The sequence below is a fragment of the Aureimonas sp. SA4125 genome, assembly GCF_019973775.1.
GTDB lineage: Bacteria > Pseudomonadota > Alphaproteobacteria > Rhizobiales > Rhizobiaceae > Plantimonas.
In genome coordinates this window covers 4120665-4135991 of record NZ_AP025032.1, presented here as the reverse complement: position 1 = coordinate 4135991, position 15327 = coordinate 4120665, and the positions used below count along the sequence as shown (strand labels likewise).

Annotated in this window: 13 protein-coding genes; 3 read left to right on the top strand and 10 right to left on the bottom strand. The window is 64.2% G+C overall.

Going from position 1 to position 15327, the window contains the following annotated elements:
* Positions 1–11: 11 nt before the first annotated feature.
* The 6 genes from Sa4125_RS19615 to Sa4125_RS19590 form a co-directional block, all read right to left on the bottom strand.
* Entirely contained in the window at positions 12–1268 is a 1257-nt protein-coding gene (locus Sa4125_RS19615; protein WP_224000777.1) for an Hsp70 family protein, read from the bottom strand.
* Between the two features lie 221 nt (positions 1269–1489).
* Positions 1490–1711, bottom strand: coding sequence for a DUF2283 domain-containing protein (locus Sa4125_RS19610; RefSeq protein ID WP_224000775.1), 222 nt, complete (start codon positions 1709–1711; stop codon positions 1490–1492).
* Positions 1708–1959 carry a DUF4258 domain-containing protein gene (locus Sa4125_RS19605; protein ID WP_224000773.1) on the bottom strand — a complete coding sequence of 84 codons (252 nt, stop codon included), beginning with the start codon at positions 1957–1959 and terminating at the stop codon, positions 1708–1710. Before Sa4125_RS19605 ends, Sa4125_RS19610 begins: the two co-directional genes overlap by 4 nt.
* Positions 1960–2000: 41 nt before the next feature.
* On the bottom strand, positions 2001–3812 hold the full coding sequence (lepA, locus tag Sa4125_RS19600) for a translation elongation factor 4 (RefSeq protein ID WP_224000771.1): 1812 nt from the start codon (positions 3810–3812) through the stop codon (positions 2001–2003).
* Between the two features lie 114 nt (positions 3813–3926).
* Positions 3927–4880, bottom strand: coding sequence for a CHAD domain-containing protein (locus Sa4125_RS19595; protein ID WP_224000763.1), 954 nt, complete (start codon positions 4878–4880; stop codon positions 3927–3929).
* 79 nt (positions 4881–4959) lie between these two features.
* Complete coding sequence (locus Sa4125_RS19590) at positions 4960–5436, bottom strand: CYTH domain-containing protein (protein ID WP_224000761.1); 477 nt, start codon at positions 5434–5436, stop codon at positions 4960–4962.
* 458 nt (positions 5437–5894) lie between these two features.
* Here Sa4125_RS19590 and Sa4125_RS19585 point away from each other — a divergent pair, with 458 nt between their 5' ends.
* Together Sa4125_RS19585 and Sa4125_RS19580 are read left to right on the top strand one after the other, a co-directional pair.
* A complete protein-coding gene (locus Sa4125_RS19585) occupies positions 5895–6113 on the top strand; it encodes a hypothetical protein (protein WP_224000759.1) in 219 nt (72 codons plus the stop codon).
* Positions 6114–6819: 706 nt separating this feature from the next.
* The gene (locus Sa4125_RS19580; protein WP_224000757.1) at positions 6820–7302 is read left to right on the top strand and encodes a MarR family transcriptional regulator; all 483 of its coding nucleotides are present in this window, start codon (positions 6820–6822) and stop codon (positions 7300–7302) included.
* Between the two features lie 160 nt (positions 7303–7462).
* Here Sa4125_RS19580 and Sa4125_RS19575 read toward each other — a convergent pair whose 3' ends face one another.
* The 3 genes from Sa4125_RS19575 to Sa4125_RS19565 form a co-directional block, all read right to left on the bottom strand.
* Positions 7463–7852 carry a response regulator gene (locus tag Sa4125_RS19575; RefSeq protein ID WP_224000755.1) on the bottom strand — a complete coding sequence of 130 codons (390 nt, stop codon included), beginning with the start codon at positions 7850–7852 and terminating at the stop codon, positions 7463–7465.
* Between the two features lie 304 nt (positions 7853–8156).
* The gene (locus Sa4125_RS19570) at positions 8157–8783 is read right to left on the bottom strand and encodes a response regulator (protein ID WP_224000753.1); all 627 of its coding nucleotides are present in this window, start codon (positions 8781–8783) and stop codon (positions 8157–8159) included.
* A 3-nt stretch (positions 8784–8786) separates the two neighbouring features.
* Positions 8787–11042 carry an ATP-binding protein gene (locus Sa4125_RS19565; RefSeq protein ID WP_224000751.1) on the bottom strand — a complete coding sequence of 752 codons (2256 nt, stop codon included), beginning with the start codon at positions 11040–11042 and terminating at the stop codon, positions 8787–8789.
* Positions 11043–11960: 918 nt separating this feature from the next.
* On the opposite strand from Sa4125_RS19565, the gene Sa4125_RS19560 reads away from it, so the two are divergent.
* A complete protein-coding gene (locus Sa4125_RS19560) occupies positions 11961–13265 on the top strand; it encodes an integrase family protein (protein WP_224000749.1) in 1305 nt (434 codons plus the stop codon).
* 472 nt (positions 13266–13737) lie between these two features.
* Here the strand turns inward: Sa4125_RS19560 and Sa4125_RS19555 are convergent, their stop codons facing one another.
* Positions 13738–15270 (bottom strand): IS66 family transposase, encoded by a 1533-nt coding sequence (locus Sa4125_RS19555; protein WP_224000747.1) that lies wholly within the window; start codon positions 15268–15270, stop codon positions 13738–13740.
* Positions 15271–15327 lie beyond the last annotated feature (57 nt).

The window sequence follows — 15327 nt, the reverse complement described above, 5'->3', positions numbered from 1 at the left end:
AGGCCGCCGGTTCAGCCGAACTTGCGCCTGGCGTCGACGGCAAGGCCGAGGCCGACGCTGCCGAAGGCGTCGCTCTCGACGACGCGCGCGCCTGGAAAGAGCCCCGTCGCGGCGCGGTGCACCACCGGGATCTGCGTCGAGCCCCCGGTCAGGAGCACGGTGTCGATCGCCGCGGCATCGATGCCGGCCTGGGACAGGCATTCCAGAATGCTGCCGGTGATGCCGGCGACGAGGCTTTCGACGGCCGCTTCGAAAGCCGGGCGGGTGATCGTGCGGCCGAGATCGAGCCCCGGCTCCTTCAGCGAGATCAGCGCTTCCTCGGCGTCCGTCAGGGCGATCTTCGCCGCCTCGACCTTGCCGGCGAGGCGGTGGCCCGAGCGATGCTCGAGGATCTTCAGGAAGCGCGACAGCTTTTCCGGATCGGCCGATTCGCGCCGGAGCTCGAACAGGTCGCGGGCGATCTTCGGCGTGTAGAGCAGGTTGATCCGGTGCCAGGTCGCCAGATCGTTGAAATACCAGACCGGCATGCGCCGCTTGCCGTCGGCGGTCGAGGAGCCCAGCCCCAGCGAGGGCATCACTTCGGCAAGGCTCAGCACCCGGTCGAAATCGGTGCCGCCGATGTGGACGCCGGAGGAAGCCAGGATGTCGTCGCTGCGGTCGGGTTTCTTCGCCGCCTGCGGCGAGAGCCTGATGACGGTGAAATCGGAGGTGCCGCCGCCGATGTCGACGACGAGCGCCAGTTCCTCAGCCGTCACGTCGCGCTCGTAGTTCAGCGCCGCGGCGACCGGCTCAAACTGGAACTCGATCTGGGAAAACCCCTGAGCCCTGGCAGCCGCGGCAAGCTGGTCCTCGGCGGTCCGGTCGGCCTTGGCGTCGTCGTCGACGAAATGCACGGGGCGACCGAGCACCACCTTCTCGATCGGCGCGCCCGCCGCGGTCTCGGCCGTCGCCTTCAGCGATTTCAGGAAGAGGCCGATGATGTCGCCGAAATGCAGCCGCTCGCGGCCGACGCGCGTCGTCTCCTCCATCAGCGAGGTCCCGAGCACGCTCTTCAGCGCCCGCATGAACCGCCCCTCGGCCCCGTCGACATATTCGAACACCGCCTTGCGACCGAAATGGGTGCTGTGATCCTCGAGGCTGAAGAACATCGCCGACGGGATCGTCGCCTGCCCGTCCTCGAGCGCCACGAGATGCGGCGTGCCGCCGCTGATGAGGCCGAGGGTGGAGTTCGTCGTGCCGAAATCGAGGCCGCAGGCAGAAAGGGTCATGTCAGTGCTTTGTCTCGGGCGGCCCGGCAGGCGGCGGAAAGGCGAGGGCCGGGGATAGAGGTCGAGGCCGGAAATGGCAACCGCCATGGGCGTCCTAATCCGGCGTGAAGCCTTTTCCGTCGAGCGGGCGGCAGGTGCTGTCAGTGGCTGGAACGACGCGATGGACGTGGACTGGGTGGAAGACTGTGCGCCGCTCGAGAGCCGCCTTCAGTTATCGACCGTCACTCCGCTGCGTCGACGCTCTTCGAACCGGGAAGGCGAGCCTCCTGCCAATCCCCTGGAGCCAAAACCTTCTTGGCGGACAAGATCTCGATCCCAATGACACGCCCCTCGGCGTCGACGTCATAAATGAAGGGACCGGCTTCAGCCGACTCGACGATCTGTCCGCGGCCGATGCGGAAATAGACGGCGTCGGCTTCCGGATCATAGGTCGTGTCGATCATGGACGCCTGGCTCCCCTGTCGAAGGTGGCGGTGATGATGCGGATTGTCGTTTCAGTCTCGACACATACCACGCGCAGGATACGGCCACCAAACGCCGAAATGGAGCCGAAGCGGCGTTCGGCTTCGGGGTCGCGAGTCTCCGGCTCGACCCATTCAGGATGCCGGGCCACAGCCTCAGCCCACTCGCTCAAGATTCGTCTCTCGGAAAGCTTGGCCTGGGCATGAAGGGTGAAGCGGATCGGCTTCATTGCAAGTCAGATCCGCTCCCTCATTCGGTCGGCTGTTGCGCTCAGCTGTCCATCTTCAGCGCCGCGATGAACGCTTCCTGCGGAATATCGACCTTGCCGAACTGGCGCATGCGTTTCTTGCCCTCCTTCTGCTTGTCGAGGAGTTTGCGCTTGCGCGTGGCGTCGCCGCCGTAGCATTTCGCGGTCACGTCCTTGCGCAAGGCCGAAATGGTCTCGCGGGCGATGACCTTGCCGCCGATGGCCGCCTGGATCGGGATCTTGAACAGGTGGTTCGGGATCAGCTCCTTCAGCTTCTCGCACATCGCCCGGCCGCGTCTTTCCGCCTGGTTGCGGTGGACGAGCATGGAGAGCGCGTCGACCGGCTCGGCGTTGACGAGGACGGAGAGCTTCACGAGGTCGCCCTCGCGGTAGTCGATCAGCGAATAGTCGAAGGAGGCATAGCCCTTGGAGATCGATTTCAGCCGGTCGTAGAAGTCGAACACCACTTCGTTCAGCGGCAGTTCGTAGGTCACCATGGCGCGCTTGCCGACATAGGAGAGGTCGGTCTGGATGCCGCGGCGTTCCTGGCAGAGCGTCAGGATGTTGCCGAGATAGTCGTCGGGGGTCAGGATCGTCGCCTTGATCCAGGGCTCCTGGATCTCGGCGATCTTCATCACGTCGGGCATGTCGGACGGGTTGTGCAGCTGGATCGTCGAGCCGTCGGTCAGCTTGATGTCGTAGACGACGGAGGGCGCGGTGGCGATCAGGTCGAGGTCGAACTCGCGGGAGAGGCGTTCCTGGACGATCTCGAGGTGGAGCAGGCCGAGAAAGCCGCAGCGGAAGCCGAAACCGAGGGCCGCCGAGGATTCCATCTCGAAGGAGAAGCTCGCGTCGTTGAGGCGCAGCTTGCCCATGGCGGCGCGAAGATCGTCGAACTGCGCGGCATCGACCGGGAACAGGCCGCAGAACACTACCGGCTGCGCCGGCTTGAAGCCCGGCAGCATGGTCGTCGTCGGCCGCTTGTCCTCGGTGATGGTGTCACCGACCCGGGTATCGGCGACTTCCTTGATCGAGGCAGTGATGAAGCCGAGTTCGCCGGGGCCGAGCACGTCCATGGCCAGCATCTTCGGGGTGAAGACGCCGACCCTGTCGACCGGATACTTGGCGTCGGTGCCCATCATCCGGATGATCTGGCCCTTCTTCAACTCGCCGTCGATGATGCGCACGAGGACGACGACGCCGAGATAGGCGTCGTACCAGCTGTCGACCAGCATCGCCTTCAAGGGCGCTGCGCGGTCGCCCTGCTTCGGCGGCGGCAGGCGGTGGACGACGGCTTCCAGCACGTCCTCGATGCCGATGCCCGATTTCGCCGAGATCATCACCGCCTCGGAGGCGTCGAGGCCGATGACTTCCTCGATTTGCTCCTTCACCCGGTCCGGCTCGGCGGCGGGGAGGTCGATCTTGTTGAGGACCGGGACGATCTCATGGCCGTTGTCGAGCGCGAGATAGACGTTGGCAAGCGTCTGCGCCTCGACGCCCTGCGCCGCATCGACGACGAGAAGCGAGCCCTCGCAGGCGGCGAGCGAGCGCGACACCTCATAGGCGAAGTCGACATGGCCGGGCGTGTCGATGAGGTTGAGGATGTAGGTCTCGCCGTTCTTGGCGACATAGTGCAGGCGCACCGTCTGCGCCTTGATGGTGATGCCGCGCTCGCGCTCGATATCCATCGAGTCGAGCACCTGCTCTGTCATCTCGCGGGCCTGCAGGCCGCCCGTCGTCTGGATCAGCCGGTCGGCCAGGGTCGACTTGCCGTGGTCGATATGGGCCACGATCGAGAAGTTGCGGATATGGTCGAGGGGCGTGTGCGTGCTCATGCGCCGCATATAAGCAAATTGAGGCAAAGGCGATACCGCTATTTAGCGGCCGTGTCGGCCCTCTTTGCCGTCGGCATCCAAGGCGTCTGCCGCCGCCGGCGAATGGGGTTGCGGCTACTGCGCGGCTTGGCGCAGCGCCTCGGCTTCCTCGGCGGGCGTGTCCTCGGCCGCAATGCGAAAGAGCCGCTTGATACGGGCGGCGACGGCGTCGGGCTTGTCGGAAAGGAGCCGGCGCGCCGAGAGGAGCGCGGCCGCCTGCAGTTCCGCCTGGCGGCGATCCATCAGGGCCAGCACCAGCGCGTGACGCTCGGCCTCCGGCGCAAGCTCTTCGCGCAGCACGGCATAGTCGTGGTCGCGGCCGAGATCGTCGCCGATATCGGCGGCCGTCCGGCGCAGCGGTTCGAACGTCTCGGGCCAGAGCGGGGCGAGGAGCGCCAGATGGTAGCTCAGATATTTCACATGCTTGCGCAACTCGTGCAGGTCCTCGACCGCGCCGCTCCGCAGGGCTCGCTTCAGCGCGGCGCGGGCACGGCCATGGGTGGCGGCAAATCCCGTCGCCAGCACCTTTGCCGCGTCCTTGACGGGGCGGTGGAAGGCCAGCATGCCGGCCGCGTCGCGGCTGTCGGCCAAGGTCGTCAGCGTCGCCGCAATCGTCGCGCCGAGATCACCCTCGCCGGCGAGCGCCGTCTGGCGCTTTTCCTCGAGGTCGGCGCGCAGCGTCGCGATCGCCGGTGCCGTCGCACTTTGCGAGAGGCCAGCCGGGACATGCTCGGCGAGGGCGTCCAGCGCCTCGATCAGCGCCGTGCGGTCGCGCACGCCCGACAGCGCACGGGAGGCATCGCGATAGCGGGCGTTCTCGGTGCGGGCAAAGCCCGGATCGCCGCTTTTGGCCAGGAGCACCAGCGCACGCAGTTTCTTGAAACGCTTGCGGACGTCGTGGATTGCTTCGTGCGGATCTTCGCCGGGTTCCGGCGCGGAGAGTTCGACGGTCGCCTTGTCGATCTGCTCCTCGGCGATGCGCCGGATCTCGGCGTCGAGCGGAAGGCCGGGGGTGATGCGGTAGCTCATCTGTCCATCCTGGATTGTCGCTTCGGCCGCCCGAGCGGCCGCACCGGCAGACCCGGTCGAGGCGTCAGGGAGAGGCACGTCACAGCGACGATGATGTATCGGGATGGCCGGAAAGCGCAAGCCGTGCGTTCGAATAGGCGGAATCGCCGGTCACTTCCTGGCCGAGGAAGCTCGGAAGCTCGACCGCGTCGTCCTCGCTCCGGAGCTCGATCTCGGCAATGACCAGCGGCGCCAGATCATCCTCGAACACGTCGACCTCGATCACGTGCCGGCCGAGCGGCAGGCGGTGACGCTTCTTGGAGATCACCCGGCCGATCCGGGCCGGCTCGAGGTCATGCGCGTCGGCCAGTGGAATCTCGTATTCGAACTCACCGCGCGACAGACCCGCCCCGGTCTTCACCGTCAGATAGGCTTTTGCTGCGTCGACGATGCGGATGCGAACCGAAAAGTCGTCGCGCCGGCCGAGATAGAATTGCCGGATGGCGATGACGTCGCCGACCGACTGTCGCCAGCTGTCTTCGCGTATCAGAAACTTGCGTTCGATTTCCCGTGCCATGGCCGAACCATGGAGGAGGTCGCTGTCATGATCCAGCGTGCCGCATGCGCTGCTGACGAAATCGTCTTTGCAGGCTGTCTTGGGAAAGGGCGACAGGGCTCCAGCAGTTTGCGCCCCGTAGCAAACGCGTTCCCGATAACGTGATGGCCGGCCCTCGCCGGTGCAAGCGGCAACCGGTTGCGATCTTCTCGATGAATTTTCCAAGCTCTACGAAAGGGTTGCGTGAAACACGCGTCCGAGTTCGGACGGGAGCGCGAGAGAAATGCGGATGGCAGCCATCGTCGCGAGGCGCTGCATCGGCACCATCCGTGCTCGGTTGGGGCACGCAAACCTGCTATACCATCCCCGCCGGCTGCATCGGCATTTTCGCTCGAGAGGCGCAAAGTGCGGTTTCGACTTACAGCGGACTCAATCGCGTACGACCTTCATCGAAACGGCTGGCGGCTGGGAGGCTCTGCATGTTCAACATCTATCACCATCGCAGCGACCGATCGATCGTCTGCGTGACCCGCGCGGCGGGCGTCATGCCGCGCTTCCTGGACGAGAGTTGGGAGTATGAGGGCCGGTCCACCTCGCTGCGGACCGAGACGCCGACCTACGACAGCGATTGCGCCTCCATCGCCATCCGCCGCACCGGCTATTATCTCTACGCGACGGACTGCTCCAGCGTGGTCTAGCGCTATGAGGACGGAACGGTCATCGGGGCCAGGTGGCACATGCCCTCGACTGGATCGCATCGGCGAAACTCGGCTCAGGTGCCACGACTCGCTGGGGATGGCTAACCGGGACGTTTTCTCCGGAAATGGCGAAGGCCGTTCCCATTCGTCCGATAGACATTCAATCCGATGATCGGCCAAACGACGTGCAGACCGCTTTCGCCGAGGTGATTCGCTTCAACGAAGTGATTCGTTTGGACGAGGTGTGGTGGACGCTACCGGTGCCCTCAATGGATTGCTCCGCCCGATAATGCCGTGCCGGCACGCTCTTGCCGGACACACTCACCTACCTTTCTCGCATCTGCATCAAATTTTTTGCAATCGCAGCAACGACTGGATCCCCGGTTGGTTCCCGAGAATTTTGGCAGCCGTATAAGATGACGAAAATCATCACCAATGCGTACCGCCCGAGGCAATCGTATCTGCGAGCCTTATAATGCAGGGGCTGGTAAAATTTCGTAATATCTACGTATCAATTCGAATACCCCTTTTAATTTAGATTCATTTGCAGAATATTCGAATGGCTTAGATTGTCAGTCTGGCTTCTGACCTAGGTAGAAATGCATATTTTCTCGGATGGGTAGTATGTGCAGCGTGTTGGCGCGCCCCGTGATTAAGACGGCCGGAAACCCGTGCTGGCTGTCAGGCGCCCCAACAGGAGCAGATTATGCCGAATGAAGAAATCAATTACCCGGCCGGTTTCATGCTGGCGGACGTCGCCCGGCTGATGCGGGTCGAGCTTGACAGAAGTGTCGCCGAGACGGGTCTCGACCTCAGCGCAGGTGATATTCGCGCCCTCATGAACATTGCCCGTTACTTCGACGGCGTTCGCCAGTGCGACATCGCCAAGGGCATGAACGTCGAACCGATGACCATATCGGCCTATCTCGACCGTCTCGAAAGCAGCCATCTGGTTCGGCGCCAGGCCGATCCGCGCGATCGCCGCGCACGGGTGGTGCATGTGACCGATGCGGCTGGCCTCGTCTTGCAGCAGGTTCAGCCGATGCTTGCCATGGTCTATGAAAACGCCATGCGTGGCGTTGCCACCGAAGCGCGGCTCTGCACGGAAGCTTCGCTGGAAACGGCACGCGCGAACCTCAGCCGCCAGCGCTCACTCGGCAACGACGTGACGAGAAGTTCCAGCCTCTAGGCGGGCGTGCTCTGTTTGCGCCGCGACAGGGAATCGGCACTCTCCCGTGTTCGAGGTTCGCGTGCCGTTCAACATCGGCAGATCTTGTGTCGCGGCGACGCAAATCTGCCGGTCTTCCCCTCGCCAGCAACGAACCGTCCAGATCTGCCCGTGCGGGGGGTCAATGGTTCCCGTGCATCAGGCTGGACATTCGGGCAGCCAGGTCGTCACCGTCCAGTGGCTTTTCGAGAATGGCGACCTCGAGGTCTCTCGCGATATTGCGGAGTCGAGCTTCGATCCTTCCCGTCATCAGGATGGCAGGAGCCGAGACACCGTTGCTGCGCAGTTCCGCCAGAAGATCGGGTCCGAGGCCGTCCGTCAGGTGGACGTCGATCACCATGATGGCGCGATCCTCGTGATACCTCAGCCGTCGTGCCTCGCCGGCCCCGGACAGGGGCCTGACCGTCGCACCATGCGTTTCGAGGACGGCGCCGATGGATTGTCGAACCGCCTCGTCATCTTCGATGAGATAGACGGTCACGTCCCGCAGGAGCCTTGAGCGTTCTGACATCAAGCCCCGTCATTTCATCGTCCAGAGTTTGCAGCGCGCCCGCCATTTTCGCGCGGGCGCAGCCGTCCAACAATACGCGGAAAATACGTATACCGCCCTCTGCGGACCGAGCCTTGACAGGCAAGGGCTCGTCCATTCGCCCGGCAGAGATTTCCGCCCGATCGACGCGAGGGCGAGGCACGCAGATCCGGTAGCAATCTTTCCTGAGCATGGCTGCGGCTGGATAACCGGCATAATCGGCTCGGGGGCCGCTGGCGAAAGTCCAAATCCCGTTTGCGAGCCATCGGTGATGATCCGGCGGGGACTACTCATCGTGGAACGCCGCTTCGTGGGCGAGGCCAACCAGTTCCGCAATGCTCTTTGCGCCTGACTTGCGCATCAGGTTGGTGCGGTGGATCTCGACCGTGCGGGGCGATATTCCGAGCCTGAGGGCAATGGTCCTGCTGGGCGCGCCAGAGGCGACGTGACCCAGAATCTCGGTTTCGCGAGGGGACAGCGTGGCAAACCGGTCGCGCGCCTGCCGACAGGCCGAAGAGCGCGTTCGCAAAGCCTGCGCCCTCCCGATCGCGCCCTCGACGGCCCGGATCAGCCCCTCTTCCTCGAACGGCTTCTCAATGAAATCGTGGGCACCCAGCTTCAGCGCGGCGACCGCGGCGCGCACCTCCCCGAAGGCCGTAACGACGATGACAGGGAAGTCGGCGCCGGCGTCGCTCAGACGTTGCTGCAGCTCGACGCCGGTCATCTCCGGCATGCGAAAATCGGTGATCAGGCAGTCGATCCGGCTGCTTGCCGCTTCGGTGATTTCTCGGCGAAGAAACTCCTGCGCCGAGAGATATGACCTGACGTTGTACCCAACGGTTTCCAGAAGGGCGGTGAGAGAGCCGAGGACGGCTTCATCATCGTCGACGAGACAGACGGTGCTGCGTGTCATGACCTATCCTTGAGCCGCCGGCAGCGTGAACCGGAAGATCGTGCCCTCCACCGATTCCTCTGCCATCAATGTTCCCCCATGCGCTTCGATCAGCGAGCGGCAGATATTGAGACCAAAACCCATGCCGCCCGGCTTGTTCGTGATGAAGGGCTCGAACAGGTGGTCACGTATGCTGGCGTCGAAGCCGGTGCCCGTATCGGATATCGTGACGACAACGGTGCCGTCTGATGCGGCCGTCCTGATCGTCAGCCGGGCATCGCTGACGGAGGCCATGGCTTCCAAGGCGTTGCGCGCGAGGTTGGCGACGACCTGACCGATCTGGACCTCATCGATGGAAACGCTGGGGAGTCCCTCGGCATAATCCCGGGTCACGATGACCGACTGCTTGCCGGCGCCCAGCAACGCCAGTTCGAGGCCCTGCTCGACGACGGGGTTGATCATCTGATGACAGACATTGGACTGCTTGTTGCCGATGAAGGTGCTGACCTTGCGCACGATATCGGCGGCGCGCCGGCTCTGCTCCATCGCCTTCTGGGCATAGGAGATGACCTTGTCGTCCTCCGGCCGGCCACGATCCTCCAGTGTCCGCTGCACCGATCTGACGTAGTTGATCATGGCCGTCAGCGGCTGGTTCAATTCATGCGCGAGGGTTGCGGCCATCTGGCCGGCGGTGTCGACCCGCGCGGCGTGCGCGGTTTCCGCCTGGAGCTTGCGCAACTGGCGCGCATCCGCCAGCGTTCGGGTGATATCACGGGCAATCGTCGAGCCGCCGACGACCACGCCTGCCGGGCTGCGGATGGGCGAGATCGTCAGCGAGACGTCCAGCCGCTTGCCGGATTTGTCGATCCCGACGGTCTGGTAGGCGTGGAGGCTGTCTCCCCTGGCGAGGCCCTGCATGATCTCCTCCAATTCGGCCCGACGGTCCACTGGCGTGAGCATCTTGATATTGGCGCCGATCGCCTCGTCGGCGGAGTAGCCGTACAGCGCGGCAGCGGCGGGGTTCCACGAGGTGATCGTCCCGTCCAAGGTCTTGGTGAGAACCGCATCGATGGAGGAACTGACGAGGGCTCCCAGAAGAGACTCGCGCTCGAGATACTGCGCCACGCCGCGCGCCAGGGCCCCGATCTCGCCGGTTGCCCGGACGGGAAGGCTGACCGGCCTGCCGCGGGTGACGTCGACGAGGGCGTCGGCGATCGACCGCAGGGGATGGGAGACCCGGTAGGACACCGTCACGGCAACCAGGGCCGCGAGTACGCCCGCGACTGAGCCGACCGCGAGGATCGCGCGGGCGATGCTCGCATTGGTCGGCGCCATCAATTCAGCGATCGGCGCGAGCTCGAGAATCGTCACGCGCTGCGCGCCGACGAGAAGGACCGGCCAGGAAGCGGCCGCCATCGGGCGGCCGTCGGCATCCTGCAATGCCAGAACGGCCGGTTTCGTCGACGCCAGGAGGGGGGCTATCCCGCCGAGTTCGTCCTGGATGCGGCCGACGGGGCCGGTCTCATTTCCCGTGACCTCATCCCGGTGCTTGCCGTCGATGAGGTAGTGGCCTGCCTCATCGACGAGGTACATCGTGCTTGTCGGCGGCAAGGCACTGCTGAGCCGGGCGAAGATCGGCCGCATGTCGACATCGGCCATGAGAATGAACTGCGGGTCCCTGCCGTCGAACAGAACCGGTTTCCCCAGCCGCATCGTCGGAATTGCCGGTCGCTCGCCCCCGCCCTCCTCGCGGTGGTAGGCGATCGTGGAGACGTAGACGTCGTCTCCCCTGCGGGCGAAGGCCGGCTCGAAATAGGGGCTGCCGGCACGCGCCTTCAATGCCGCCGAGGCCACTGACCGCGCCGCGCCGCCCGGCCCCTGGCGATCGACGCGCACGACTTCCCGGCCGTTTTCGTGCCGACCGATGATCCGCAGCTGGTCGTAGCGCAGCTTGATCGTGACAAGGGCAACAAGGAGCCGCGCAGCGCGCGCCCGCTGCCGGGGCGCCCCGTGCCAGCCCTGAACGGGCGATGCTTTTTCGGCCTCATCGGCATATTCCCGGACGGCCGGGCTCTGCGCCATGACGAGGAGGTCCTCGCGCGCCACGTCGACATAGCCGAGCAAGTCGTCCGCCAGGAGAGCCGTGTGCGAGCGCAGGGCATCGAGGGCCAGCGGGAGCGCGGCCGCCGTGCTCTGCCGGTAGACGATCACGCCGGCGGTCAGGGTCGTCGCCGCTGTCAGGCACACCATGGCCATGGACAACCGCAAGGCCAGGCTCATCGCGGCACCGCGGTGCCGGCGGTCGGATCACCGCTTGCTCGCATGCCGCCGTTCACGCGGTCCGGTCTCGGAGCGCATTCTGGGAGGCCGAGTGCCTCGACGGCCCTTCCGATGTCCGGAAAGGGTCCACAGCAAGGGAGCGATGCCATGAAGGTCATTTTGCTCCAGCGATCAACCAAATACTCACCCCGAATCACGAAACCCTGTGTGGGTCGCCTTGCGCCTCCGCTTCTGCCAACTGCCCCGGAATCAAAATCCGCGCATCGAATCACGTCATCATGGCCCGCGGCAGCTTTTCTGCAAACGTGATTCCATTGTCGATCGAGATCAATTTTCAGAATCGGAAGGACGGCAGGAACATCGACTGTGTCTAAGCCTGCTTGTTCTCACTATTCAGCTTCAATGCCGCGTCGGGCAGGGGCCAATAGCGCGGCGCTGATCCAGCGTGACATGCCGCGCGACCGCCCCGGCGCGGGGAGTTCGTCGGCTTGATGCGGGCGAAAAAGTGCCGGAGCGTTCCCCGCGACCTTCATTATCCGGAAGGCCTGCCCCCCAGACGACACCGTCAAGGGTAGGGCGGTGACCTGCTGGGCTGCTCCCGGCGGTGCCGCGACGGTGGATGGGGACGGAGGTTCAAGCTTGCGGCCTCACCCCCTGCGCCGAGCCGGTATCGGACTGATGCCCGATCATCTGCCGGGCTAGGCCTTGCCCGAAGCGCGATGGTCCATGCAGTTGGAAGATTGGCGCCGCTGTCGCCAGACGCGAACGGAAGGACGAGGATGGTGCTGCGAGGGAGGATTGAACTCCCGACCTCTCCATTACCAAAATCATCTGGGAGGGATTACTGGGGTTTATAGAGGGGAATATGAAGTCTCCTAAAAACCTGTCTTTACTGACGTAATTGGGCTATTGTGGGTTATGGAAGAGTCCGGTCGGTTACCGAAACGGTGCTGCCCATGTGCTGCCCAGAGGAATCTGCTATTGCTGAAATCCCGACTGACAGATGCCTACGTAGCTCAGTTGGTGTTGCCGACCGGCAAGTCGGACATTGTCGCGTGGGACACGGACGTAACGGGTTTTGGCGTCCGTTTAAGGCCCGGCGGAAAGTCGTGGATCCTCGCTTACCGGCCAGTCGGAAGCGGTAGGGCAGGGACCTTTAAGCGCATGAAATTGGGCACGCCCACAACGATCAGGACGACGGCCGAGGCGCGCACGCTCGCGAGGATCGCCCTTGGGAAAATCGCCCGTGGGGAAGACCCGCTTGCCGAGCGTAAGGAAGGCCGCGATGTCGAGCGCTCCAAGCTGGCCGACTTGATCGACCGCTATGAGAAAGACCTGATCCGCCGCAGCTATGTGGGGGCCGAGCTTCACACCCGGAACTTACGAACGAAGATGAAGCACCTTTTGGCCCGAGACATCCGCACGATCACTGGAGCCGAATACGCCAAGATCATCGAAAAGCTCGAGCAGGCTAGTCGGGTCGGTGCCGGCAGAGATTTCCGGGCTCGTTGCAGGGCCTTCCTAACGTGGTGCGTGGCCAAAGCGCAGGTAATCCCATCCAACCCCCTTGCCGGCCATCGGAAGGAACGTGCGACCCGCGCCGATCGCGTTGCAAAGGCTGAGCACGGCCGCGCCCTGCCCGACGAGGATCTGGTGAAGGTTTGGCGGGCGGCCGACCCGGGGACCGTCAACGGCCGCCTGGTGCGCTTCTGGATCCTGACGGGCTGCCGACGAGGTGAAGGCGCTGGCCTCACGCGTGGCATGATCGATAGAGAGGCAGCACTGATCCGGCTGCCCGCTGTGTTCGTAAAACAGGGGCGTGGCCATGAGGTGCCGATTGCCGGCGCGCTCGCCACGCTACTCGACGCATGCTCCGTCGACGCCCGCTCGGATCTCGTCTTTGCCTCGCCGCGGACAGGCGGCCTGATTAGCGGCTGGACGCAAATCACCGACCGGATTAATGCTCAGTCGGGCGTCACCTTCCACATCCACGATCTCCGGAGGACTTTCCGGACCGGTTTGTCGCGGCTCGGCATCGATACGGAGACCGCCGAGCTCGCCCTCGGTCACGCGCGGGCTGATCTCGTCGCCATCTACAACCGCGACCCAGCCGCAGACCCGGTCCGTCGGGCATTCGTCGCTTGGGCGGAGCATGTCGAGGCGATCGTCTCGACCGAGGAGACTCGACGAGTGGCCGAGGCGGGGCAGGGGGCATTCGTATGAGCAAAGAAGTCCATTGTGGCACCTGTGAGGGAGCAATGGCTTGAAGCCTCGGAAGCCAAAGCGCCCCAGGTTGAAAACGAAGCTTACGCGAAGAGGGCGGATTATGGGTCGGCCCGTCAAGGATGCTGAAACGCTTGTGCAGGACATGCCTCCCGTCCCGCAAGATAGTGGCTACGACGACAACCTGCTGATCGTTCAAGCTATCGCAAACCGTGGGAAAAAGGGTGGAGCAGCCCTTGCAGCAAAGCTTGAAGCGGAACGCGGTCACCTAGTCTCTGTAGAGACAATCCGCCGACGCATGCGCCGAATCCGATCGCCGATTTGACTTTTCGATTTTCAACAAAGAGGAACAAAGGATTAGGCGAAAAATCTGGGCCCTAATTTTAGCGTCGGTGTACCGGCGACTACTGTCCGTCATGTCAGCCGATGAACACGGACGGAAACGATGGACAGTTCAGCGTAAGCGTCGTCCTCAAGCCACGTCGGCGAGCGCGTCCGTGGGCCTAAACTGCCATGGCATGAGATCATCGATGCCGCTGTTGGGATGGCCCTTTACGATCAGCGTGATGACGGCGGTCATGTAGGCCTGTGGATCGACGCCGTTGAGCTTGCAGGTTTCGATCAGCGAAGCGATGACGGCCCAGTGGCCGGCCCCGCCGTCGGAGCCTGCGAACAGGGCGTTCTTACGGGTCAGGGCCAGCGGGCGGATCGAGCGCTCGACGGTGTTGTTGTCGATTTCCACACGGCCGTCGCCTGTAAAGAGGCAAAGGCCTTCCCAACGTGAGAGCGTGTAGCGGATCGCCTCGGCGAGCTTGGTCTTCTGGCTGATGAGCGCGAGCTTCTCGCGCAGGAATAGCTCGATCGCGTCGAGGACGGGCCTCGTTCTTTCCTGGCGTGCGTGACGGCGGACCTCGGCCGGTCGTCCCCGGATCTCGGTCTCGATCCGGTAGAGCGCAGCGATGCGCTCCAGCATCTCGGCCGCGATCGGTGCGGGGCCGGCGGCGGCGAGTTCGTAGAACCGTCGGCGGACATGCGCCCAACAGAAGGCGAGCCGGACATCCCCTTTCTCGGCCAGCACCTTGTAGCCGCCATAGCCGTCGACCTGGAGGATGCCGGCAAACCCCTTGAGATGGGCGATGGGCCGCTCGGCCTTGCGGTCGGGCGCATAGACATAGGCAACGGCGGGCGGGTCGCCGCCCTGCCATGGCCGATCGTCCCGGGCATAGGCGAAGAGCTGCCCGGTCTTTGTCCGGCCGCGACCGGGATCGAGCACCGGCGCCGTGGTCTCGTCAGCAAATAATTTCGATGATGCCTTGAGGTGGCCCAACAGCCGCTCGTGGATGGGACGCAGCAGGAAGGCAGCTCGACCGACCCAGTCGGCGAGCGTCGAGCGGTCGAGATGGACGCCCTGGCGGGCGTAAATCTGCGCCTGGCGATAGAGCGGCAGATGGTCGGCAAATTTGGAGACGAGGACGTGGGCGACGGTAGCCTCGGTGGGCATGCCGCCCTCGATCAGCCGTGCCGGCGCCGGCGCCTGGACGACAACGCCCTCGCAGGCCCGGCAGCCATAGCGGGGCCGACGGGTGACGAGCACCCGGAACTGGGCCGGCACGATGTCGAGCCGCTCGGCGACGTCCTCGCCGATGACATGCAGGGCATGGCGGCAGCACGGGCAGGCCTTGTCCTCGATGTCGACGACCATCTCGATCCGAGGCAGGTGGGCAGGCAGCGAGCCTCGATTTGCCCGGCGCTTGGCGGCGCGCTCTGTCCGAACGTCCGGAGCCGCGGCCTCTGCGGCCGCCTCGTCATCGGCTGCGGCCTGCTCGACCTCTTCGAGGCCCAGCAGAAGCTGATCTTCCGGCAGCGTCTCGGCCCGGCGTCCGAAGCGGTGGCGCTGCAATTCCTTGATGATTTGCTCGAGACGTTCAGCCCGCAGACGCTCGGTGATCAGCATCGCCTTGAGCGTGCCGGGATCGTCGGGAAGCGTGTCGGCAGCGGGTGTCATGCCAGAAGTGAATCACCTCCCAACGCCTGCGGCAACAGGCTTTTGTGTCCCCAGAGG